We start from the raw sequence: 20,855 nt of genomic DNA on the forward strand, positions 1-20,855 counted from the left end.
CGGGTCTTAGGGGTGTCTTACGGAGTTCCGCTCGAGCCGGTCGACCATGAAGACTCAGGCGTTATGCGCCGGGGCCGGGATCGGTCGTCTGCTTCGGAGCGGCCCGCACGTCGTCGATCTTGTATTGACGGGCCGCCGCGACCGGCACGGACGGGTCGATTTCGCCGTCGCGGGCCAGCGCTTCGAGCACCGCCACCACTTGCGACTCGGCGTCGGTGTTGAAGAATCGCCGCGCCGCGGGCCTGGTGTCGGAGAAGCCGAACCCGTCGGTGCCCAGCGTCACGAAGGTGCCGGGGACCCACGGCCGGATCTGCTCGGGCACCGCGCGCATCCAGTCCGACACCGCGACGACAGGCCCGGTGATCCCGGACAGCGCCTTCGCCACGTATGGCACACCGGCGGGCTGGTCGGGGTGGCGCAGCTGCTCGCGCTGGATCGCCACCCCGTCCCGGTTGAGTTCGCCCCAACTGGTCACCGACCACACGTCGGTGGCGACATCCCACTCCGTGGCCAGCATCTCGGCGGCCTTGAGCGCCCCCGGCATCGACACCCCGGACGACAGGATCTGGGCCTTGTTCGAGCGTTGCTCGGTGGCGGTGTGGTACCGGTACATGCCCCGCAGCACGCCTTCGGGATCGAAGTTCTCCGGCTCCGGCGGCTGAACGTACGGCTCGTTGTAGACGGTGATGTAGAAGTACACGTTCTCCGGGTTCTGCCCGAACATCCGGGCCAGCCCGCTTTCCACGATGTAGGCGATTTCGAAGGCGAACGCCGGGTCGTAGGCGACCACAGCCGGATTGGTGGCGGCCAGCAACAGCGAGTGCCCGTCGGCGTGCTGCAGGCCCTCGCCGGTCAGCGTGGTGCGTCCCGCGGTAGCCCCCAGCACGAATCCGCGCGCCATCTGGTCGGCGGCAGCCCAGAGGCCGTCGCCGGTGCGCTGGAATCCGAACATCGAATAGAAGATGTAGATCGGGATCATCGGCTCGTTGTGCGTCGCGTACGACGTGCCGGCCGCGGTGAACGACGCCGTCGAGCCCGCCTCGTTGATGCCCTCGTGCAGGATCTGCCCGATCTCACTTTCCTTGTACGCCAACATCAAATCGGCGTCCACGGCGGTGTACAGCTGGCCGAGGCGGTTGTAGATCTTCAGCGACGGGAACCACGAGTCCATGCCAAAGGTGCGGGCCTCGTCGGGAATGATCGGCACAATGCGCGGGCCAACCTCCTTGTCCCGCATCACTTCTTTGAAGGTTCGCACGATCGCCATGGTGGTGGCGACCTCCTGGTGCCCCGATCCCTTCTTCAGCGGGGCATAGATGTCGCGGCTGGGCTGCTTGAGGGCCTTGGCCTTTGTCCGGCGCTCCGGCAAAAAGCCACCCAGCGTGCGGCGGCGGTCCAGCATGTAGCGGATCTCGGGGGCATCGGGGCCGGGGTGATAGTACGGCGGAAGGTAGGGGTCCTCTTCCAGCTGGCCGTCGCTGATCGGGATCCGGATGGCGTCGCGGAAGTCCTTAAGATCTTGCAGCGCAAGCTTTTTCATCTGATGCGTGGCGTTACGCCCCTGGAAGTGTGCGCCCAGCGAATAGCCCTTGATGGTCTTGGCCAGGATCACCGTCGGCTGACCCTTGTGGTCTACGGCGGCCCGGTAGGCGGCGTAAACCTTGCGGTAGTCGTGCCCACCGCGCTTGAGGTTCCAGATCTCGGAATCGCTCATGTCCTCGACGAGCGCCTTGGTGCGCGGGTCGCGGCCGAAGAAGTGGTCGCGCACATAGGCGCCGTCATTGGCCTTGTAGGTCTGGTAGTCGCCGTCGGGCGTGGTGTTCATCAGGTTCACCAGCGCGCCGTCGCGGTCGGCGTGCAGTAACGCATCCCACTCGCGTCCCCACACCACCTTGATGACGTTCCAGCCCGCACCGCGGAAGAAGGACTCCAGCTCCTGGATGATCTTGCCGTTTCCGCGGACCGGCCCGTCCAGGCGCTGCAGGTTGCAGTTGATGACGAAGGTCAGATTGTCCAGCGCCTCGTTGGCGGCCACCTGGATCAGCCCACGGCTTTCCGGTTCGTCCATCTCGCCGTCGCCGAGAAACGCCCACACATGCTGATCGGCGGTGTCCTTGATGCCGCGGTCGTGCAGGTAGTGATTGAAGCGGGCCTGGTAGATCGCGTTCATCGGGCCCAGGCCCATCGAAACCGTCGGGAACTCCCAGAAATCCTGCATCAGCCGCGGGTGCGGGTAGGACGGCAGCCCACCGCCGGGGTGGCTGTGCTCCTGACGGAAGCCGTCGAGCTGATCGGCGCTCAGCCGCCCTTCGAGGAAGGCGCGCGCATAAATCCCCGGGGAGGCGTGGCCCTGGATGAAGATCTGGTCTCCTCCGCCCGAATGCGTCTTGCCGCGGAAGAAATGGTTGAAGCCGACCTCATAGAGCGCCGCCGACGAGGCATAGGTCGAAATGTGGCCGCCCACACCGATTCCCGGACGCTGGGCGCGGTGCACCATGATGGCGGCGTTCCACCGGATCCAGGCCCGGTAGCGACGCTCGACGTCTTCGTCACCGGGGAACCACGGTTCGAGCTCGGTGGGGATGGTGTTGACGTAGTCGGTCGACGTCAGCGCCGGGATGGCCACCCGTTGCTCGCCGGCCCGTTCCAGCAACCGCAACATCAGATACCGCGCGCGCGACGGTCCGGAGCGCTCCAGCAGTCCGTCGAAGGACTCCAGCCACTCCGAGGTCTCCTCGGGGTCGATGTCGGGCAGATACGACGCCACACCTTCGCGAATCACCCGAACCCGGTCGGGTTCGCTTCCGCTGCTTGGGGATTTGGCCAAATCGTGGCGCGCGAACTCGGTGGTCAACTTCCGCTCCTGTTGTCGGCGGGGTTTTCTGCGTGCGTGTTCGTCACCATCGTGCCGTACCGGCGCCTCGGGCGGGTAACCGCAACCGATTCGCTAGCGAAGGGTTCCCCTCCAGTTTCGAAGCCGACACGAAGTCGGTGCGTCGGGGGCTTGGGGAATCCTGACCCGGTAACGTCAGAAGCCGTGCTCAACAGAGGGCGTGCCATCTCACGCACGCATGGCGGGGACGTCTCGAAGCGAGGCGTGCTGGCGATCGGGTGCGTTGCCGCTGCGCTGATGGGCATCGTCGGATGTACGACCGTCACCAACGGAACGGCCACGCCCGACACCAAGGTCGCCCCCGCGTACCGGCAGTCCGTGTCGGCGTCGGTGTCCGCGTCGTCGGCGACGTCGAGCGTCCGGGAGTCCCAGCGGCAGCAATCCCTGACGACCAAGGCCATTCGTTCCTCTTGCGAGTCGCTTGCCAACTCGAGCAAAGAAGCAATCGACAAGGTGAATCTCTTTGTGGGGGCGTTCAATGCGGGCCGCAACACCGGCCCGACCGAAGGCCCGGCGATCGCTGCCCTCAATGACAGCGCCGCAACGGTTTCCAACAGCTTCAACGATGCGCTGTCGTCGCAGTTGAAGGATGCGTTCAACGCCTATGTGGACGCCGCCCACGCCGTGGCGAACGCCATCGGCACCCACGCAGGGACCGGGGAATTCAACAAGCGGGTCGATCAGCTCAACGACACGAAGACCAAGGCGCTCAAACTCTGCCTGGCCTCCTTCTGAGGCCGAGTGTGACCCGGCTTCGGGTTGTGCGACGATAATCCCCAATCGCACGGCGCGCATGTTGAAGGAGGCTCCACGGTGGTCGCGGCGGATGACGCCTCTGACTTCGCTCGCAAGCTGGGCGTCCAACGAGATCAAGTTGTCCAAGAGTGGGGCTGGGACGAAGACACCGACGACAACATCCGCGCTGCGGTCGAGGACGCCTGCGGCAGCGAGTTGCTCGACGAGGACACCGACGAGGTGGTCGACGTCGCCCTGCTGTGGTGGCGAGACGGCGACGGCGACCTGGTAGACACCCTGATGGACGCGATCAGCCCGCTGGCCGAAGACGGCGTCATCTGGGTGCTGACCCCCAAGACCGGTAAGCCCGGCCACGTCCTGCCGGCCGAAATCGCTGAGGCCGCGCCCACGGCCGGGCTGATGCCGACCTCGTCGGTCAACCTCGGTGACTGGAGCGCCAGTCGGCTGGTACAGCCGAAGTCGCGCGCCGGGAAGCGTTGATGCTGCCGGTCGGCACAACCGCCCCGGACTTCACCCTGCGCGACCAGAACCAGCAGCCCGTCACCCTCAGCGGTTATCGCGGTGCCAAAAACGTCCTGCTGGCGTTCTTCCCGCTGGCGTTTACCCGGATCTGCCAGGGCGAGCTGGACCGGTTGCAGGATCACCTACCCGATTTCGAGAACGACGACAGTGTGGCGCTGGCCATCTCGGTGGGGCCGCCGCCCACGCACAAGGTCTGGTCGACCGAGAGTGGCTTTCTGTTTCCGGTGCTGTCGGACTTCTGGCCGCACGGTGAAGTCAGCCGGGCCTATGGCGTCTTCAACGAGCACGCGGGCTACCCCAACCGCGGCACCTTCGTCATCGACCGGGCGGGGATCATCCGATTCGCGGAGATGAAAGAGCCCGGAGAGGCGCGCGATCAGCGGTTGTGGACCGAGGCCTTGGCGGCTCTGAAGGGCGCAACGTTTTGAGTGCTTGCCCTCTGGGCGTGTAACCTGCCTGCGGCACGGGCGCGTAGCTCAGTGGTAGAGCTCTGGTTTTACACACCAGCGGTCGGCGGTTCGATACCGTCCGCGCCCACCAACATTCGTGCAGGTCATTCGGCCAGGTCTTGGAGGTCGGCGAGTACCCTCGACGTATTCGATTGTCAGAGGCGAGCACATGAACCTGGGCATCAAGCGCCGAGTGCATTGGGCGGCGGGGTACGGAGTTTCCCGCGCGCTGCTAAAGCTGCTGGCACGCCGAGGTGATCCGTTGGCACAGCTGGTCATCGATACCGACCAGCCTGAGAACGTGTATCAACTTGTCGAAGAGGTACGCCTGCGCGGGCGTTTCTCGGCATTCCTGGGTGGTGGCTTGGCCACCGCTGACGCGTCGATCGTCCGTGAAGTGTTGAGAGACGACCGATTCAGGACGATCAAACCGCGGGATCGGTCACCGAGTCGCCTCGCCCGGTGGATCCTGGCCAAGACCGATCCGAACGTGCTGAATGCTACCGAGCCGCCGTCGATGCTGGTCACCGATTCTCCCGAGCACGCGCGGTTGCGTCGCCTGGTGTCACGTGCGTTTACTCCGCGGGCACTCGAGGGGCTTCGGCGTCAAATTCAGCAGACGGCCGACAATCTGTTGGATGGCCTGGACGGCGACGCCACCTGCGACTTGATCGCCGGCTACACGGCTCGAATTCCCCTCGAAGTCATCGCTGGAATGCTCGGAATACCCCGTGCGGAGATCCCATATCTGCATGAATTCGGTGAGCCTGGAACCAGGCTCATCGCCAGCGCGGCGCCATCCTGGTGGGACTTCCAGGTATCGATGGAGGCATTGACCGAGTTCGAGCAGTACCTCGCGATGCATGTCGAGCGGCTGCGTCAGCGCGGCGCCGACGACAGCATCCTGGCGGCCGTCTTGCAGGACGGTGACCTCTCCGATTCCGAGGTCCGGATGTTCGCGGCGCTGCTGCTCGGCGCGGGGTTCATTACGACGACCCACGTCCTCGGTAAAGCGGTCGTGACACTCGTTCGGCATCCCGATCAGCTGGACCGCCTCCTGGCGAATCCGGAGGGCTGGCCCAACGCGGTCGAGGAGATGTTGCGCTACGACACTGCCATTCAATGGGGAGGCAGGGTTGCTACCGAGGCACTCGACATACATGGTCAAACCGTTCATGCGGGCCAGTTCATATTGCTGCTGCTTGGCGGAGCCAACCGCGATCCGGCAATCTTCGACCGCCCTGACGAATTCGATAGCACCCGCGCCAACGCGCGCGAACACGTCAGTTTCGGCAGCGGTATTCACGTCTGCCTGGGCGCGGCACTGGCACGCATGGAACTGCAGATCGGCCTGCAGTCGTTGTTTGCGCGTTTCCCGCAGTTGACCCTGGCGGGTGAGCCGACGCTGAATGACAGCATGGCACTGCACGGCCTCAGTCACTTGCCAGTGCGCCTGCGACCCGCAGCAGTCGTCGCTTCCTAATCGATCTCGACTCGTGCGCGAGCGCAAAAGATTAACGGGCGCCGTGGTGCCGGTTGTGGCAGTGTCTGGGGACGTGGGCGAGCTACCCGGTCTTGAAGGCGCGAGTGCGGGACGGACAGCGCCGGCCGTTGGGCCACTATCGGCCGATCAGCAGCCGGCGACCAAGGCGGATCTGTATGCGGCGGTGGACGCGCTACGCGGCGACGTGCGCGAGCTGCTCGACGAGGTCCGCAAGCTGATTCGGCAGGCCGATCGCCTTGTCGGCGAGGCCGAGCGGGCCAAGGGCGCGCACCCCGGCACCTTCGACGACGATCAGTGGTGACACGGCGGTAGCCGGGGCGGCTGTGGCCGGGTTCGCGGTCGGCGGCACTATGAACGGGTGAAGCCGTTTCGAATCGACGTTCCCGACGACGTACTCGAGGATCTGCGCACGCGTTTGGCGCGCACCCGTTGGCCGGAAGCCGAATGCGTGGACGACTGGACGCAGGGCATTCCACTGGACTACACCCGAGACCTGGCCGACTACTGGGCGACCACATACGACTGGCGGTCGCGGGAGGCCGCGCTCAACCGCTTCGACCAGTTCGTCACCGAAATCGGTGGATTGGACGTTCATTTCATCCACCAGCGCTCGCCACACGAGAATGCCTTCCCCTTGGTGATCACGCACGGCTGGCCCGGCTCAATCGTGGAGTTCCAGAAGGTGATTGAGCCGCTGACCAATCCGGCGTCCGGGCGCGCCGAAGACGCCTTCCATGTGGTGTGCCCATCGCTGCCCGGCTACGGCTTCTCCGGCCGGCCCAGCCGCACCGGGTGGGGAGTGGAGAAGATCGCCGAGGCGTGGGAGACGCTGATGGGAGGCCTCGGCTACGACCGCTACGGCGCCCAGGGCGGCGACTGGGGCGCGGCCGTCACCACCCAGCTCGGGCGAAACGGCAGCACTGGCGACAACCACTGCGCAGCAATACATTTGAATATGCCGATCGGCGCGCCAACGAAGGAGGCGCTCGCTGATCCCACCCCTGAGGAACAACAGGCCCTGGCTTCGCTGCGTGAGCACCAGAAGTGGGGCACCGGCTATTCCAAGCAGCAGTCCACGCGGCCGCAGACGCTGGGCTACGGGCTGGTCGATTCGCCCGCCGGCCAGCTGGCCTGGATCGTCGAAAAGTTCTGGGCCTGGACGGATTGCGACGGGCACCCCGAGAACGCGTTGACCCGAGACGAACTCCTCGACAACGTGATGATCTATTGGGTGACCGGCACGGCCACTTCCTCGGCCCGCTTGTACTGGGAGAGCTTCCGAACGTTCCGCGGCGGAGATCGCGTCGAATTGCCCACGGGCGTAGCCTCTTTCCCTCGTGAGTTGTTGAAGCCGCCGCGCAGCTGGTGCGAGCCGGCCTACAACATCACGCACTGGACCGACATGCCGAAGGGTGGGCATTTCGCGGCCTTCGAGCAACCGGAATTGTTCGTCGACGACGTCCGTGCATTCTTCGCGACCGTGCGCTAGGCGCTCGTCTAGACGATCCGCCAGCCGCGTCGCGCCCGAAAACGCATGTCCCACAAGTAAAGTTGGTAGCCGAAGATCCAGACACGTTGGGGGATCAGCCGATCGGCCAGCCGCAGGGCGGTCAGCAGACGTTCGAATCGGCGCTGCTGGCCCGGTGACCAGTCGAGCTGCATCATCGACCGGAACTCCGGGGACAAGAATCCCGTCGTCGCGAAAAGGTTGAACGGCCCCGCCAGCGCGTTGAGCGGCCACGGCAGAAAGACCACGGATGCCACTCCGCGCAGATGCTCGCGGACCGGCGGGTCGATGCGCAGCTCCTCGAGTGAGCGCTTCCAGTACTCGTCGAATGCAACCCGGTCCGCCGGCCACATCCGTTCGGCCACTTGCAGTGTGGTGCCCAGCCGCTTGGCGTCGCGGTAGACCACATCGGCGGTCGTGTCGTCTAGAGGGCCATAGAGAAACTCGTGCTGGTCGACAAAGTAGCGATACAGGCACGCGGCCACCCACAGCTGCAATTTGGGGTCAAAAGCATTGTAGGACAACGGGCTCGACGGCCGAGACCGGACCTGCCGGTGCGCGACGTCCACCGCATTGCGGATCAGCGCGCGGTCGGACTCGGTTCCGATGGTCGCGACCGCGAGGTAGGTGCCGGTGGTACGGGCCCGCTTGAATGGATGCTTGTAGACATTGCCGCTGTCCACCGGGCTTTCCAGCACGCCGTACCCGACACCCGGCAATGACAGCTGCATGATCACGTTCGCGGCGGGCAGCAATGTCGCTGCCGGGTTCAGCAGGTCGGCGACCCGGGTTACGCGCCGCTTCGTCGGCACCATGAGTTCGAGTAGACCACCTATGAGACGCTGCCGGGGTGTTTGTGACGACGCGGCAGGCCCGGATCGCCGGCGTGCTGGCCGGCTACCTGGCCGACCTCGCGCTGAGCGACCCCAAACGGGGCCATCCGGTCGCGCTGTTCGGTCAGGCGGCGGCCCGGCTGGAGCGATTCAGCTACCGCGACTCGAGACTCGCCGGAGCGATGCACGTGGGCCTCGCGGTCGGTACCGTGGGCCTGCTCGCGACGGTCGCGCAGCGGTCCGCCGCCCGTCGCGGCCGGCTATGGTCGGGCGCCGCCACCGCGACGGCCACCTGGGTGGCGCTGGGTGGCACTTCTTTGGGGCGGACCGGGTGGGAGATGGCGGCGGTGTTGGACCGCGGCGACGTCGAGGCGGCGCGGCGGTTGCTGCCCTCGCTGTGCGGGCGTGATCCGAACCGGCTGGACGAAGAGGGGTTGACCCGCGCGGCGGTGGAGTCGGTCGCGGAGAACACGTCCGACGCCCAGGTGGCGCCGCTGCTGTGGGCGGCCGCGGGTGGGGCGCCCGCGGCGCTGGGATACCGCGCCGTCAACACCATGGATTCGATGATCGGGTACCGCTCTGCGCGCTACAACCGATTCGGTTGGGCCGCAGCGCGATTGGACGATCTGGCCAACTATGCCGGTGCCCGGGTGACCGCCGTGCTGGTAGCGGTCTGCGCGCCGATCGTCGGCGGATCACCGTTGGGTGCGCTGCGCAGCTGGCAGCGGGACGCGGCGCGTCACCCCAGCCCCAACGCCGGCGTTGTCGAAGCGGCCTTCGCGGGGGCATTGGGCGTGCGGCTCGGTGGGCCCACCCAATACCTCCATGAGCTGCAGATCCGCCCGACCCTCGGCGACGGCCCGGCGCCCTCGGTCGCCGACCTGCACCGTGCGGTGGAGCTATCGCGGGCGGTGCAGGCCGCGGCGGCGCTACTGGTCGCTGCCGCGGCCGTGCGGTGGCGTTGAGTATGCGGTGGCGTTGAGTTTGCGGTGGCGGCGTCGAGTGTGCGGCCAGGGCGCCGTCGAGTGTGCGCTGGCGGCGTCGAGTGTGCGGCCAGGGCGCCGAAATCGCCGTTTTCCCGCCGTCAGTGCACGCTCAAAGCCGTCAGTGCACGCTCAAAGCCCTCAGCGCACGCTCAACGCCCTCTGCGAACGCTCACTGCCGGCGGCCGTAGCGGTCGGCGAGCTTCTCCTCGACGGTCATCGGAGTTTCGGGCGTCTGCGCCTGCGCTTCCTGGCGCGCCTCGCGCGCTTCGCGCTCTTGACGGCGGATCCGGACCTCGGAGTAGGCGAAATAGCCCAGCCCGATGGGCGCCAGGATGCCGAACGAGATCCACTGGATGCCGTAGGACAGAAACGGCCCGGCGTCCAGATGTGGCACGCCGATCACGCCGAGCCCACCGGGCTGGTTCTCCACCAGCTGCAGATAGGACCCGGCGAGCGGGGTCTTCGTCAGGGTCGAGACCTGTTCGGTATTGATCGAATACACCTGCTGGAAGCCGTCTCTGGTGAATGGGTCCTTGCCCGCCACGGTCGGCTCCGAGTCGCGCAGCCGGGCGGTGATGGTGACCGTCTCCTGCGGCGGACGGGCGATCGGCGGAACGTGGGAGCCCGGCTCGGGGCGGACGTAACCGCGGTCGACGAGAACGGTCGGCCCGTCGTCGACGGCGAACGGCGCCAGCACCTCAAAGGCCTGGTCGCCCTCCACGACTCGCAGCCGGGCCAGCAGCTGGACGTCGGGCAGGTAATGGCCGGTCGCCGTCACGCGGCGCCACTGCGCATTCGGTGCCGACGAATCCTGCTGTGGTAGAAGGGTTTTCAGCGGGACGGGGGCAGTGTTGAGGGAATCCTCGATCTGGTGGTTCTGCCGCGACGTCCTGCTGTTCTTTCCCAGCTGCCACGGCGCGAGCACCATGAAGCACAGATACGTGAAGGCGATGACCACCAGGATCAGCGCTATCCAGCCCGGCCGCAGCACGAATCCCAGGCGACGCATCAACCGTGCCCGTTCTGCGCCAACTGCTCGTCGACCCACTCGTGCAGACCGGGCAGGGCAGCCTCGATGACGGTGAAAACCTCTTCGAAGTCGGCGTGGTCGCCGTAGTAGGGATCGTCGACGTCGAGGGCATAGGCGGCCGAGCGCGGATCGAACGACCGCAGCATCCGGATCCGGTCGTCGTCCACCCCCAGCTGCTGCAACTGACGGAAATGATTGCGGCCCAAAGCGATTACGAGATCGGCGGCCAAGTGGTCGTCGTCGACCTGGGCGGCGCGGTGATCGGTGGAGTACCCATGGGCACGCAGCACCCGCGCCGCTCGCTCGTCGGCGCCACTGCCGACATGCCAGTTGCCGGTGCCCGCGCTGGTGACCCGCACCGCGTGCTCGAGACCGCGCGCGCGGAGCTGGTCGGCGAACATCTTCTCGGCCATGGGCGACCGGCAGATGTTTCCGGTGCAGACGAACGTCACGTGTAGCTCAGACACCCAACGCCCTCCGCAACTCGTCGATGGTCGCGGCGTGCGTCACGCCGGTGACGGAGAATCCGTCGGGGAAATCTGCCCGCCCATAGCCCCAGCCGACCACCACCGTGTCGATACCGTGCGCGGCGGCCCCGTGCACGTCGTGGCTGCGGTCGCCGACCATGAGCACCCGCTCGGGCAGCGGATCCAGCTGGGCCAGGGCGTGGGCCAGCACCTCTTCCTTGCTCTTGCGCGAGCCGTCGGGGCACGCCCCGGCAATGACCTCGAAATGCTGGTCGAGGCCGAAGTGTGCCAGGATGCGCTGCGCCGTTGGCTCCAGCTTGGAGGTGGCCACGGCCAGCCGCACGCCGGCACCGCGTAGGTCCGCCAGCAAAGTCTCGACCCCTTCGAACAGGCTGTTCATCGCCCACCCCCGGGCGCCGTACTCGGCGCGGAATGCCGCGAACGCCGCATCGGCATCCTCGCCAAGGCCCATGGAGTGGAACGTCTCGTCCATGGGTGGGCCGACGATCATGGCCGTCAGGTCACCCTCGGGCACGGCGGCGCCGATATGGCTGAGTGCGTGCAGGAAGCTGGAGACGATCCCTTCGGCGGAGTCGGTCAGGGTGCCGTCGAGATCGAATATCACCAGCTGCGGCGCCGCGCCATCGGCTGAGACTGTGCCTGTCACCCCACCATTGTCGTTGATCGGGTCTTGTGCGGCGCCGACGGTCTGGCCGGGGACGCGCCCGTTTCATTTCTGGGGGATTCTTACTGTGACTGGCAAACGTTTCCCGGCATACCGTTTTGCCAGCGCCTGGCACTCGGGAAGGAAACATCCATGACAGAGAGCACCCTCACGGCCGCCGAACAGGCGGAGATCGAAAGAGCCAACGCCTCTGGGCTGACTCCAGTGGTGTTCGTCCACGGTCTGTGGCTGCTTTCCGGCAGCTGGCAACGCTGGTGCGAGGAGTTCGAGGCCAGTGGCTACGCGACCATAGCTCCCGGCTGGCCCGGCGATCCGGCCACCGTGCAAGAAGCTTTCCGGCATCCAGAAGTGTTCGCGCACAAGAAGGTTCAAGCGGTCACCGATCACTACCTGGACGCCATCAAGGCGCTGACGAAGAAGCCTGCGGTCGTTGGTCATTCGTTTGGCGGGTTGATAGCGCAGAAAATCGCCGGTACCGGAGTGTCCGCGGCGACCGTGTCCATCGACAACGCGCCGTTCAGAGGTGTTCTGCCGCTGCCGATCTCGTCGCTGAAGTCGTCGTTCCCGGTGCTCGGAAACCCGGCCAACTACGGCAAGGCGATCGCGCTGACCCTCGAACAGTTCAAATACGGATGGGCCAACAACCTCGACGACACCGAAGCCAAGGAACTCTACGAAACATTCCACGTGCCGGCGCCGGCCGTGCCGCTGTTTCAGGCCGCGGTGTCGAATTTCAACCCGCTCAGCGAAACCCGGGTGGACTCCAAGAATCCCAACCGCGGTCCGCTGCTGGTGATCGCAGGCGAAAACGACCACACCATACCGCTGGCGATCACCGAGGCCACCTTCAAAATCCAGTCCAAGCACAACCCGGGAGTGACCGAGATCGAGCGGATTCCCGGCCGCGGCCACTCCCTGGTCATCGACGACGGGTGGAAAGAGGTCGCCGACGTTGCCGTGAAGTTCGTTCAGCGCTTCACCTGATTTCGCGCCACTGCCGTTTGGGCTGTTCTCGCGGTCGCGTGATCCGCCGCGCGGCGGCGCACTAGTGTTTCACGGATGGCGAGTCTGGACCCGAGCGCGCTTGCCGCGGCGCGCTATCACGGTGACCAGGCCGTCGCGCCCGGCATGCTGGACTTCGCCGTCAATGTGCGTCATCCGCGACCGCCGGGCTGGCTGATAGAGCGGCTGGCCGCCCGGCTGCCCCATCTCGCGGGTTACCCCAGTGCCCAGGACCAGCGCCGCGCGCAGGACGCGGTCGCGCAGCGGCACGGCCGGGCCCGCGAGGAGGTGCTGCCGTTGGCCGGTGTGGCCGAAGGTTTCGCCTTGTTGCCCAACCTTCGTCCGGCGCTGGCGGCGATCGTCGCGCCCTCGTTCACCGAGCCGGCCGTGACGCTGAGCGCGGCCGGAGTGCCGGTGCACCACGTGGTGCTCGAGCCGCCGTTCGTCCTCGACGGGGTGATGGATGCCGTGCCCGAGGACGCCGACCTGGTCGTCGTGGGCAATCCGACGAACCCGACCTCGGTGCTGCACACCCGCGAACAGCTGCTGGCATTGCGCAGGCCGGGCCGAATCGTGGTGGTCGACGAGGCGTTCGCCGATTCGGTTCCGGGCGAGCCGGCGTCGTTGGCCGGTATCTCGCTACCCGATGTGTTGGTGCTGCGCAGCCTGACCAAGACGTGGTCGTTGGCCGGCCTGCGAGTGGGCTACGCGCTTGGCTCGCCAGAAGTGTTGGAGCGATTGACCGCTCAGCGACCGCATTGGCCGGTGGGCACGCTGCAGCTGACGGCCATCGAAGCCTGTTGTGCCGCCGACGCGGTCGCCGATGCCGCCGCCGATGCCATACGGCTGGCGCAGTTGCGCACCGAGATGGTGGTCGGTCTGACCTCGGTGGGTGCCGATATCGTCGCGGGGCAAGCGCCCTTTGTCCTGTTCCGATTGCCGGACGCCGCCCACATACGAACAAGCCTGCAGCGCAGGGAGATTGCCGTTCGGCGTTGTGATACCTTCGTCGGCCTGGACGAGCGGTACCTGCGGGCCGCCGTGCGCCGGGAGTGGCCGCTGCTGGTGCAGGCCATCCACGAGATCTCCCAGGTATCGATGTGCGCGAGCAAGGGGGGACATCGGTGAGTGTGCGGCTATCCGACGTGATCGACGTGCTCGACGAGGCCTACCCGCCGCGGCTCGCCCAGTCGTGGGATTCGGTCGGCCTGGTGTGTGGCGACCCCGACGAGGTGCTGGACTCGGTGACCATCGCTGTGGATGCGACGCCGGCAGTCGTCGACGAGGTTCCCGAGGACGGCCTGCTGCTGGCCCATCATCCGCTGCTGTTGCGCGGCGTCGATACGGTCGCGGCCAGCACTCCCAAGGGCGCCCTCGTGCACCGCCTGATCCGAACCGGGCGTTCGCTGTTCACCGCACACACCAACGCCGACTCGGCAGCACCGGGAGTGTCCGATGCGCTGGCCGAGGCCCTGGGTCTCACCGTCGAAGCCGTGCTCGAGCCGCTCGCGGCGACCGCGGATCTGGACAAGTGGGTGATCTACGTGCCGCGCGAGAACGCGGAAGCCGTGCAGGCGGCGGTGTTTGACGCCGGCGCCGGTCAAATCGGCGACTATTCGCACTGCAGCTGGAGCGTCAGCGGTATCGGGCAGTTCCTGCCACATGTTGGGGCCTCACCGGCGGTGGGCAGCATCGGCCACGTCGAGCGGGTGGACGAAGACCGGTTCGAGGTCGTCGCACCCGCGCGAGTGCGGACCGATGTCCTGTCGGCGCTGCGCGCCGCCCATCCCTACGAGGAGCCCGCCTTCGACATCTTCGCGATGGTGCCGCCGCCCAGCGACGCCGGGCTGGGTCGCGTCGGCGTGCTGCCACGACCGGAACCGTTGCGCGCGTTCGTCTCCCGAGTCGGCGCCGCGCTGCCGCGGACGTCCTGGGGGGTGCGCGCCGCGGGCGATCCTGACACCGTGGTATCACGGGTCGCGGTCTGCGGCGGCGCCGGAGACTCGCTGCTGTGCACTGCATCGCGCGCGGGTGTGCAGGCCTATGTCACGGCCGACCTGCGCCACCACCCGGCCGACGAGCATCGCCGGGCGTCGGAAGTAGCCCTGGTCGACGTCGCGCACTGGGCAAGCGAATTCCCGTGGTGTGACCAGGCCGCCGGCGTGCTGCGGTCCCATTTCGGGACGGCGCTGGGGGTCCGCGTGTCCACACTGCGCACCGACCCGTGGAATCTTGGCGATGCTAGCGGGGGAGAAGAGTCATGAAAGCCGAAATAGCACAACAACGTTCGCTCCTGGAGCTGTCCGAGGTGGATGCTGAGCTGTCTCGCATCGCGCATCGGGCCGGGCATCTGCCGCAGAGCGAGGCCATTGAGAAGATGCAGGCCGAGCACATCGCCGCCGGCGATCGGGTGGCGGCGGTAAACATGGCGATCGAGGACTTGGATACCCAGGTGTCGCGGTTCGAGTCCGAGATCGATGCGGTGCGCCAGCGCGAAGAGCGGGACCGGTCCCTACTGCAGTCGGGGGGGACCGACGCCAAGCAGTTGGCCGACCTGCAACACGAACTCGAAACACTCGAACGCCGGCAGGGCAGCCTGGAAGATTCGCTGCTGGAGGTGATGGAGCGGCGCGAGGAGCTGCAAAGCCAGCTGGCCGGCGAGCAAAGCGCCATCGAGGCGCTGCAAGCGGACCTGGCCAGCGCGCAGCAGGCCCTCGACGCGGCCCGTGCCGAACTCGAACAGGCCCGCCAGTCCCATTCGTCGCGACGTGACGCGTTGGCCGCGACACTGGATCCCGACGTGTCGGCCGCCTACGAACGTCAGCGCGCCGGGGGAGGAGCCGGCGCCGCGCGTCTGCTGGGCCACCGGTGCGGCGCCTGCCGGATCGAGATCGACCGTGGCGAGATGGCCCGCATCACGGCGGCCGCCGAGGACGAGCTGGTGCGCTGCCCCGAGTGCGGTGCAATCCTGTTGCGGATCAAGGGAATCAGCCAGTGAAGGTTGTCATCGAAGCCGACGGCGGATCGCGCGGCAACCCCGGCCCGGCCGGCTACGGCGCCGTGGTGCACACCGGGGACCGCTCGGCCGTGCTGGCCGAGTCCAAACAAGCAATCGGCACCGCGACGAACAACGTCGCCGAATACCGCGGCCTGATAGCCGGTTTGGACGATGCCCTTCGGCTGGGTGCCACCGAGGCCGAGGTCTTCCTGGATTCCAAGCTGGTGGTCGAACAGATGTCCGGGCGCTGGAAAGTCAAGCACCCCGACCTGGCCGAGCTGCACGCGCAGGCTCGCGCACTGGCATCGCGGTTCGACCGGATCAGCTACCAGTGGATGCCGCGGGCCCACAACGCGCACGCCGATCGATTGGCCAACGAGGCGATGGACGCCGCCGATGACCAGGTCCAGAAGCCCGAGATTCCGGAGCCCGCGAAAGCGGTTGCGGCACAACCATCGCCGGGATGGAGCGGTGCACGCGGCACCCCTACCCGGCTGCTGTTGCTGCGACACGGACAAACCGAGTTGTCGGTGGAACGTCGCTATTCCGGACGGGGTAATCCCGAACTGACGGAGCTGGGCCGGCGCCAGGCCGCGGCCGCGGCAGGCTATCTGGCGGAGCGCGGCGGAATCGCCGCGGTGGTGTGTTCGCCGCTGCAGCGCGCGTACGACACCGCCGCCGCGGCCGCGAAGGCGCTGGGCCTGGACGTGACCGTGGACGACGACCTGATCGAGACCGACTTCGGCGCCTGGGAGGGACTGACTTTTCTCGAGGCCGCCGAGCGTGATCCCGAACTGCATCGTCGCTGGTTGCGCGACACCGGCACGCAGCCGCCGGACGGCGAAAGCTTCGACGAGGCCTTGGACCGGGTGCACCGGGCGCGAGCGCGGATCATCGCCAACCATCAAGGCACCACGGTGCTGGTGGTGTCACACGTGACGCCGATCAAGATGATGTTGCGCCTGGCCCTGGACGCCGGGTCGGGCATTCTGTACCGGTTGCACCTCGACCTGGCATCGTTGAGCATCGCCGAATTCTATTCCGACGGAGCGTCTTCGGTGCGGCTGGTGAATCAGACCAGCTATCTCTAGCTCACGGTTGGGATGACACGCCCGCCTCCCGCTGGGCCGTCAGCCGCGACCGTCACAGTCTGCTGCCGAACCAGCCGGTAGGGCAGGCGCCGTAGTTCGGTGCCGTCGATGCTGAAGACGAAAAAGTATGACCCCATCTCCTCGAAGGGCAGACTCGGCAGGTTAACGGCTAGCGCAACATTCTGGCTCGCGCCGGTCTCGAGGTGCAGCGGACGGCTGAGGTTGAACCAGAGGTCGATGCCGAACGGCTGAGGATCGGTCGAATTCGCCTGTACTTCAACCGGTTTACCATCAGCGCTCAGGAGGGCAATTCTAACTGCATGGTCTTTGTTCGTCTCGAGCCAAGGGACTTCAATGGTGAGCCCTATCGCCAGTGAGACCGACCAAGGGCCACGCCGGCCCGCCGGAACCACGGTTTGATCGATCCCGCCTCCCAATAGGTAGAGCCGGTTGTTCTGAACCTCAGCGTGATTGCACAGCAGGGCAGCTAATTCCATAATCGACCGCCTACTTCCAGCAGACCCAGCGACGTGATGTCCAGTACGGGCAGTACCGTAGCAGGCATTGCGGGTCAGCGGGACACAGTGATGGCCTCTTCCGGACAGTTCTGCTCACCGGTTTTGGCCTGCGACTCGAGTTCGCCGGGGACGTCTTCCACGAGCACGACGCAGTGGCCGACCTCGTCGGCATCGAAGACGTCCGGAGCCAGGCTGTAGCAGCGTCCGTGTCCGGTGCAGCGGTCGGCGTCGACGACGACGCGGGTCATGAAACTCCGAAGATCAGTGGAAGCGATTCCACCGAGCGCAACGCTGCCGTATAGGCCAGCTGGGTGCCCGGCTTGATCTCGTAATCCGGTATGCGCCGGTGGAATTCGCGCAACGCCACCCGCAGCTCCATGCGCGCCAGATGGGATCCAAGACACCGGTGTGCGCCGCCGCCGAACGCGCGATGCCGGTTGGGGGTGCGGGCGAAGTCGACGACCTCTGGGTCTGTGAACTCCTCCGGGTCGGTGTTGGCGGCGCCCAGCAGCGGATTGACGCGCTCGCCCTTGCTGATCGGGCAGCCGCCGATCTCGAGGTCCTGCGTCGCGACCCGCGCGACGCCCGGTACCGGTGTCTCCCAACGCAACATCTCCTCGATCGCGTGCGGCAGGATGTCGGGTTGCTCGACCAGCTGGCGGCGGTGGTCGGGGTGGCGTGCCAGGTACACGAAGAAACAGTCGAGCGAGTCGGTGACCGTGTCGAGGCCGGCGATCAGGAAGAGGAAGCAGATGTCGAGCAGCTCGTCGCGCGACAACGGCCGATTCTCGCTGGCCACCGTCGCGGCGATCATCTGCGACAGCACGTCGTCGCGGGGGTTGGCGATGTGGTCGTCGATCGCGCGATCGAAGTAGTCGTAAATCTCTTGCGCCACTGGGGCCGAGGCCTCGTGGCGGTCCTCGAAGCCGTCGGCGCCTTCCGGACGGATGATGCCGTCCTTCCACTCGAGGAATTTGTCGAGGTCGTCCAGCGGCAGGCCCAGCAGCTGAAGAAACACGGTGCACGGAAGCGGTACCGCGAACTCCTCGTGGAACTCACATTCGCCCCGATCGGCGAACCGGTCGATCATCTGGTTCACCTGTTCGGCGACGCGCGGTTCGAGCCGCGCCATCTCCCGCGGGGTGAACAGCGGGTCGAGGATGCGGCGGTACTTCGCGTGCTCAGGCGGATCGACCTGCAGCGGAATCAGCGGGCGGGTGTTGCCCAGGTCCACGGCGTCCTTGGACGAGAACAGCTCGGTGTGCTTGAGAACCATCTCGATGTCGGCGAGTCGGCTCAGCACTATCCCTTGCGGCGACCGGAACACCGGAGACGACTCGCGCAACGCCTTGTACATCGGCTGGGGCTCGTCGAGACCTATCGCCGCCTGGTTTACGTACCCGTCGGTTTCTGTCATGCGGTCAGCCTGCCTCCAGCGCCCGTATTTTTGCAATGATTGAATTAATAGGGCAAATAGCCGACCTGGGCGCGTAGGCCGCTGGCCAGGAGTTTGTCCAGCGAGTACGGTGTTCGTGCGGACGAGTTGGCCGGGCGGCCGCGGCTCTTTTGAGTCGAGGAAAGTCCGGACTTCACAGAGCAGGGTGATTGCTAACAGCAATCCGAGGCGACTCGCGGGAAAGTGCCACAGAAAACAGACCGCCACCTTCGTGGTGGTAAGGGTGAAACGGTGCGGTAAGAGCGCACCAGCATTCCGGGTGACCGGAGTGGCTAGGCAAACCCCACCCGAAGCAAGGCCAAGAAGGCCGCACCGAGTGTGCGGCCGCGCAGGCGTTCGAGGGCTGCTCGCCCGAGCCTGCGGGTAGGCCGCTCGAGGCACCCGGCAACGGTGTGTCCAGATGGATGGTCGTCGCCGCACCGCCGTTGGCTATGCCGCGGCGGTGGGGAACAGAATCCGGCTTACAGGCCAACTCGCCCGCCCCGCCGAGCCGCGACGTCAGTGCCGCGCTTTGCGCACCGACTTGTCGAGTTTGCTCAGTGCGTCGTCGAGCTGCCGACGAGAGCTGTCGGCCAGCTCAGCCTCTTGCTGGTACAGCAGACCGTAGGTGAAGGTGTCCTCGCCGGCGGCGTACGCGGCGTCGGCCTGCTGCAACAGGTGTTCACGGCTGACCACACTGTCTTGATGATCGCCGAGTATCGTCTGGATGGCCTTGGCCTGCTTGGACACCTCGTCCGCGCCGGTAGCAGAAGCCGTGTACCGCAGTCGCTTGGCGCGCTTACGGATTCGATGTAGAGCCTCATCGACGTCGTGCTCGGGATCGTGGTCTTCGGAATCTTCTCGATCGGCGTCGTCCGACTCGGCGGCTTGCTCGGCCTGGGCGGCGGCCTTCGCCGCCTTGCGCACTTTCTTATAGGCAGCGTCGATGGTGACCGCCGGGGTTTCCTCGCCCGGCGCGGCTTCCGGGCTTTCGACCGCTATCGCATCCAGCGCGTCGAGCAGACGGAAGTAGCGCTGCGAGCGCATCGCGATCAACGACCGTCGCAGCCCGTTCTGATACCGGCGCTGTGCGCCCTCGACCAGACGCTCCCGCACCGGCCCCCGCACCAACTCCGGCGCGAGCCGGTCCAGCTCCTGCTCGTAGCGCTGCGCGAGCACCTCGGCGTCGCGCGCCACGCCCAAGACACCGGCGAGTTCGCGTAGCTCATCGAGAACCCAGGCGAATGCGCCGTCGTCGGTTATCCCGAGCGACTCTTGGGCGTCGCGCAGCAGGCTGCGGATCTTGCGGGTGGTCACCCGCATCTGGTGCACCGAATCGTCGGTGTCGGCGCGCACGGCGCGATCCCACACCAAGAGCTCGTCGACCTGCTCGGCCACCGCGCGCTGCACTGGGTCCTCGGGCAGCTGGGAGTTGTCGGACGGCACCGTGGTGCCCAGCACCCGCGCCAACTTGGAAGCGTGACCGGCGGGTTCGGCGCCGGCATCGAGCAACCGATTGCTCAGCCGACTCAGCAGCTCGGTGTCCGCATCCCCACTGGATTCGGCGAGCTCGAGCTCCCACTCGCGCCACTCTTGTTCGACCGGACCGGAGTCGGGGTCCTCGGTCGCGCCGGCTGCCCAGGCGGTCACATGGTCGTTGCTGAACTCCGCGAGTGCCGTGCCCGCCGCGCTGTAGAGCACCTGACTTTCGCGCTGGGTGGTGATCCGGGCGACCGGCTTGACTGGTCGGTCCCGGACAATCGCCAGCACCACGTCCAGCAAGTCGTCTGGCACGGAGTCCTCGGCCTCGGGCCCTAACGGCGCCCGGATCTCGGTGCGGGCATCGGGCCCGGCGGGCAACTTCAGGTGCCAGCCCGCGTCATGGCCACCGGTGCGGCGCCGCAACGTGATTTTGTTGCGCGCCAGATCCTGGCCCGGCGTGTCGAAGTACATCGCATCCAGCGATTCGATCGGCGACTTCTCGACGTGGGCCACCGCCGCGATGCCTTCGAACGACGGAGTGACCGTCGATTCGACGACGTCGAACTTGCGCTCTACCTCCAGATGGCGCGAGGTTTTTGGCGCGTTTCCAGGCATTTTCGGCTCCGTTGAGGGCGCGTCGCCGCGGTCTTAGACGGTCGTCGACGGTCGGGGATGAACACTCATAGGGTGCCACACC

At 66.5% G+C, this 20,855-nt stretch carries 21 protein-coding genes, 1 tRNA gene and 1 other RNA gene; 14 read left to right on the forward strand and 9 right to left on the reverse strand.

Annotation, left to right across the window (positions count from 1 at the left end; genetic code table 11):
• Window positions 1–61: 61 nt before the first annotated feature.
• Complete coding sequence (aceE, locus tag MNAB215_RS21635) at window positions 62–2,854, reverse strand: pyruvate dehydrogenase (acetyl-transferring), homodimeric type (RefSeq protein WP_077080624.1); 2,793 nt, start codon at window positions 2,852–2,854, stop codon at window positions 62–64.
• 276 nt (window positions 2,855–3,130) lie between these two features.
• Between aceE and MNAB215_RS21640 the strand changes: the two genes are divergently transcribed.
• The 7 genes from MNAB215_RS21640 to MNAB215_RS21670 all read left to right on the forward strand — a co-directional run bounded on the left by MNAB215_RS21640 (window position 3,131) and on the right by MNAB215_RS21670 (window position 7,613).
• Window positions 3,131–3,628, forward strand: coding sequence for a hypothetical protein (locus MNAB215_RS21640; protein WP_425436548.1), 498 nt, complete (start codon window positions 3,131–3,133; stop codon window positions 3,626–3,628).
• A 78-nt stretch (window positions 3,629–3,706) separates the two neighbouring features.
• Window positions 3,707–4,129 carry a DUF3052 domain-containing protein gene (locus tag MNAB215_RS21645; RefSeq protein ID WP_077080626.1) on the forward strand — a complete coding sequence of 141 codons (423 nt, stop codon included), beginning with the start codon at window positions 3,707–3,709 and terminating at the stop codon, window positions 4,127–4,129.
• On the forward strand, window positions 4,129–4,599 hold the full coding sequence (locus tag MNAB215_RS21650; RefSeq protein WP_077080627.1) for a peroxiredoxin: 471 nt from the start codon (window positions 4,129–4,131) through the stop codon (window positions 4,597–4,599). The genes MNAB215_RS21645 and MNAB215_RS21650 overlap by 1 nt, the downstream gene beginning before the upstream one ends.
• A gap of 37 nt (window positions 4,600–4,636) precedes the next feature.
• A tRNA-Val gene (locus MNAB215_RS21655) sits at window positions 4,637–4,711 on the forward strand.
• Window positions 4,712–4,789: 78 nt separating this feature from the next.
• Window positions 4,790–6,103: a cytochrome P450 gene (locus MNAB215_RS21660; RefSeq protein ID WP_077080628.1), complete on the forward strand. Its 1,314-nt coding sequence runs from the start codon at window positions 4,790–4,792 to the stop codon at window positions 6,101–6,103.
• A 55-nt stretch (window positions 6,104–6,158) separates the two neighbouring features.
• Window positions 6,159–6,425, forward strand: a complete 267-nt coding sequence (locus MNAB215_RS21665; protein ID WP_245830375.1) for a hypothetical protein — start codon at window positions 6,159–6,161, stop codon at window positions 6,423–6,425.
• A gap of 57 nt (window positions 6,426–6,482) precedes the next feature.
• Window positions 6,483–7,613, forward strand: coding sequence for an epoxide hydrolase family protein (locus MNAB215_RS21670; protein WP_077080630.1), 1,131 nt, complete (start codon window positions 6,483–6,485; stop codon window positions 7,611–7,613).
• 8 nt (window positions 7,614–7,621) lie between these two features.
• Here the strand turns inward: MNAB215_RS21670 and MNAB215_RS21675 are convergent, their stop codons facing one another.
• Window positions 7,622–8,446, reverse strand: a complete 825-nt coding sequence (locus MNAB215_RS21675) for an oxygenase MpaB family protein (protein ID WP_077080631.1) — start codon at window positions 8,444–8,446, stop codon at window positions 7,622–7,624.
• 35 nt (window positions 8,447–8,481) lie between these two features.
• Here MNAB215_RS21675 and MNAB215_RS21680 point away from each other — a divergent pair, with 35 nt between their 5' ends.
• Window positions 8,482–9,429: a cobalamin biosynthesis protein gene (locus MNAB215_RS21680; protein ID WP_077080632.1), complete on the forward strand. Its 948-nt coding sequence runs from the start codon at window positions 8,482–8,484 to the stop codon at window positions 9,427–9,429.
• A gap of 190 nt (window positions 9,430–9,619) precedes the next feature.
• Here the strand turns inward: MNAB215_RS21680 and MNAB215_RS21685 are convergent, their stop codons facing one another.
• The 3 genes from MNAB215_RS21685 to MNAB215_RS21695 are packed head-to-tail and all read right to left on the reverse strand — an operon-like array spanning window position 9,620 to window position 11,614.
• The gene (locus tag MNAB215_RS21685) at window positions 9,620–10,459 is read right to left on the reverse strand and encodes an SURF1 family cytochrome oxidase biogenesis protein (protein ID WP_077080633.1); all 840 of its coding nucleotides are present in this window, start codon (window positions 10,457–10,459) and stop codon (window positions 9,620–9,622) included.
• On the reverse strand, window positions 10,459–10,947 hold the full coding sequence (locus tag MNAB215_RS21690; protein WP_077080634.1) for a low molecular weight protein-tyrosine-phosphatase: 489 nt from the start codon (window positions 10,945–10,947) through the stop codon (window positions 10,459–10,461). The genes MNAB215_RS21685 and MNAB215_RS21690 overlap by 1 nt, the downstream gene beginning before the upstream one ends.
• Window positions 10,940–11,614, reverse strand: a complete 675-nt coding sequence (locus tag MNAB215_RS21695) for an HAD-IA family hydrolase (protein ID WP_174604620.1) — start codon at window positions 11,612–11,614, stop codon at window positions 10,940–10,942. Before MNAB215_RS21695 ends, MNAB215_RS21690 begins: the two co-directional genes overlap by 8 nt.
• Before the next feature lie 150 nt (window positions 11,615–11,764).
• On the opposite strand from MNAB215_RS21695, the gene MNAB215_RS21700 reads away from it, so the two are divergent.
• From MNAB215_RS21700 to MNAB215_RS21720, 5 genes are all read left to right on the forward strand, one after another.
• Complete coding sequence (locus tag MNAB215_RS21700; RefSeq protein ID WP_077080635.1) at window positions 11,765–12,616, forward strand: alpha/beta hydrolase; 852 nt, start codon at window positions 11,765–11,767, stop codon at window positions 12,614–12,616.
• 75 nt (window positions 12,617–12,691) lie between these two features.
• Window positions 12,692–13,762, forward strand: a complete 1,071-nt coding sequence (gene cobC, locus MNAB215_RS21705) for an Rv2231c family histidinol phosphate aminotransferase CobC (protein WP_077080636.1) — start codon at window positions 12,692–12,694, stop codon at window positions 13,760–13,762.
• Entirely contained in the window at window positions 13,759–14,898 is a 1,140-nt protein-coding gene (locus MNAB215_RS21710; protein ID WP_077080637.1) for a Nif3-like dinuclear metal center hexameric protein, read from the forward strand. The genes cobC and MNAB215_RS21710 overlap by 4 nt, the downstream gene beginning before the upstream one ends.
• Complete coding sequence (locus tag MNAB215_RS21715) at window positions 14,895–15,632, forward strand: zinc ribbon domain-containing protein (protein ID WP_077080638.1); 738 nt, start codon at window positions 14,895–14,897, stop codon at window positions 15,630–15,632. Before MNAB215_RS21710 ends, MNAB215_RS21715 begins: the two co-directional genes overlap by 4 nt.
• Window positions 15,629–16,723 carry a bifunctional RNase H/acid phosphatase gene (locus tag MNAB215_RS21720; protein ID WP_077080639.1) on the forward strand — a complete coding sequence of 365 codons (1,095 nt, stop codon included), beginning with the start codon at window positions 15,629–15,631 and terminating at the stop codon, window positions 16,721–16,723. Before MNAB215_RS21715 ends, MNAB215_RS21720 begins: the two co-directional genes overlap by 4 nt.
• On the opposite strand, the gene MNAB215_RS21725 is transcribed toward MNAB215_RS21720, so the two are convergent.
• The 3 genes from MNAB215_RS21725 to MNAB215_RS21735 all read right to left on the reverse strand — a co-directional run bounded on the left by MNAB215_RS21725 (window position 16,720) and on the right by MNAB215_RS21735 (window position 18,658).
• A complete protein-coding gene (locus tag MNAB215_RS21725) occupies window positions 16,720–17,220 on the reverse strand; it encodes a DUF6941 family protein (RefSeq protein ID WP_077080640.1) in 501 nt (166 codons plus the stop codon). The genes MNAB215_RS21720 and MNAB215_RS21725 overlap by 4 nt on opposite strands.
• Before the next feature lie 74 nt (window positions 17,221–17,294).
• Window positions 17,295–17,489 (reverse strand): ferredoxin, encoded by a 195-nt coding sequence (locus MNAB215_RS21730; protein WP_077080641.1) that lies wholly within the window; start codon window positions 17,487–17,489, stop codon window positions 17,295–17,297.
• Window positions 17,486–18,658, reverse strand: coding sequence for a cytochrome P450 (locus MNAB215_RS21735; RefSeq protein ID WP_077080642.1), 1,173 nt, complete (start codon window positions 18,656–18,658; stop codon window positions 17,486–17,488). Before MNAB215_RS21735 ends, MNAB215_RS21730 begins: the two co-directional genes overlap by 4 nt.
• 122 nt (window positions 18,659–18,780) lie before the next feature.
• Between MNAB215_RS21735 and rnpB the strand changes: the two genes are divergently transcribed.
• An RNA gene (rnpB, locus tag MNAB215_RS21740) (RNase P RNA component class A) lies at window positions 18,781–19,177 on the forward strand.
• A gap of 18 nt (window positions 19,178–19,195) precedes the next feature.
• Here rnpB and MNAB215_RS21745 read toward each other — a convergent pair.
• On the reverse strand, window positions 19,196–20,773 hold the full coding sequence (locus MNAB215_RS21745; RefSeq protein ID WP_077080643.1) for a CYTH and CHAD domain-containing protein: 1,578 nt from the start codon (window positions 20,771–20,773) through the stop codon (window positions 19,196–19,198).
• Window positions 20,774–20,855 lie beyond the last annotated feature (82 nt).

The organism is Mycobacterium numidiamassiliense (assembly GCF_900157365.1).
GTDB classification, from domain to species: domain Bacteria; phylum Actinomycetota; class Actinomycetes; order Mycobacteriales; family Mycobacteriaceae; genus Mycobacterium; species Mycobacterium numidiamassiliense.

Excerpts from the sequence above, each read along its gene's own strand:
- MNAB215_RS21660 (WP_077080628.1), top strand. The coding sequence starts at position 4,790 with ATGAACCTGGGCATCAAGCGCCGAGTGCATTGGGCGGCGGGGTACGGA.
- MNAB215_RS21675 (WP_077080631.1), bottom strand. The coding sequence starts at position 8,446 with ATGGTGCCGACGAAGCGGCGCGTAACCCGGGTCGCCGACCTGCTGAAC.
- MNAB215_RS21685 (WP_077080633.1), bottom strand. The coding sequence starts at position 10,459 with ATGCGTCGCCTGGGATTCGTGCTGCGGCCGGGCTGGATAGCGCTGATC.
- MNAB215_RS21730 (WP_077080641.1), bottom strand. The coding sequence starts at position 17,489 with ATGACCCGCGTCGTCGTCGACGCCGACCGCTGCACCGGACACGGACGC.
- MNAB215_RS21735 (WP_077080642.1), bottom strand. The coding sequence starts at position 18,658 with ATGACAGAAACCGACGGGTACGTAAACCAGGCGGCGATAGGTCTCGAC.
- MNAB215_RS21745 (WP_077080643.1), bottom strand. The coding sequence starts at position 20,773 with ATGCCTGGAAACGCGCCAAAAACCTCGCGCCATCTGGAGGTAGAGCGC.
- MNAB215_RS21650 (WP_077080627.1), top strand. The coding sequence starts at position 4,129 with ATGCTGCCGGTCGGCACAACCGCCCCGGACTTCACCCTGCGCGACCAG.
- MNAB215_RS21715 (WP_077080638.1), top strand. The coding sequence starts at position 14,895 with ATGAAAGCCGAAATAGCACAACAACGTTCGCTCCTGGAGCTGTCCGAG.
- MNAB215_RS21640 (WP_425436548.1), top strand. The coding sequence starts at position 3,131 with ATGGGCATCGTCGGATGTACGACCGTCACCAACGGAACGGCCACGCCC.
- cobC (WP_077080636.1), top strand. The coding sequence starts at position 12,692 with ATGGCGAGTCTGGACCCGAGCGCGCTTGCCGCGGCGCGCTATCACGGT.
- MNAB215_RS21725 (WP_077080640.1), bottom strand. The coding sequence starts at position 17,220 with ATGGAATTAGCTGCCCTGCTGTGCAATCACGCTGAGGTTCAGAACAAC.
- MNAB215_RS21700 (WP_077080635.1), top strand. The coding sequence starts at position 11,765 with ATGACAGAGAGCACCCTCACGGCCGCCGAACAGGCGGAGATCGAAAGA.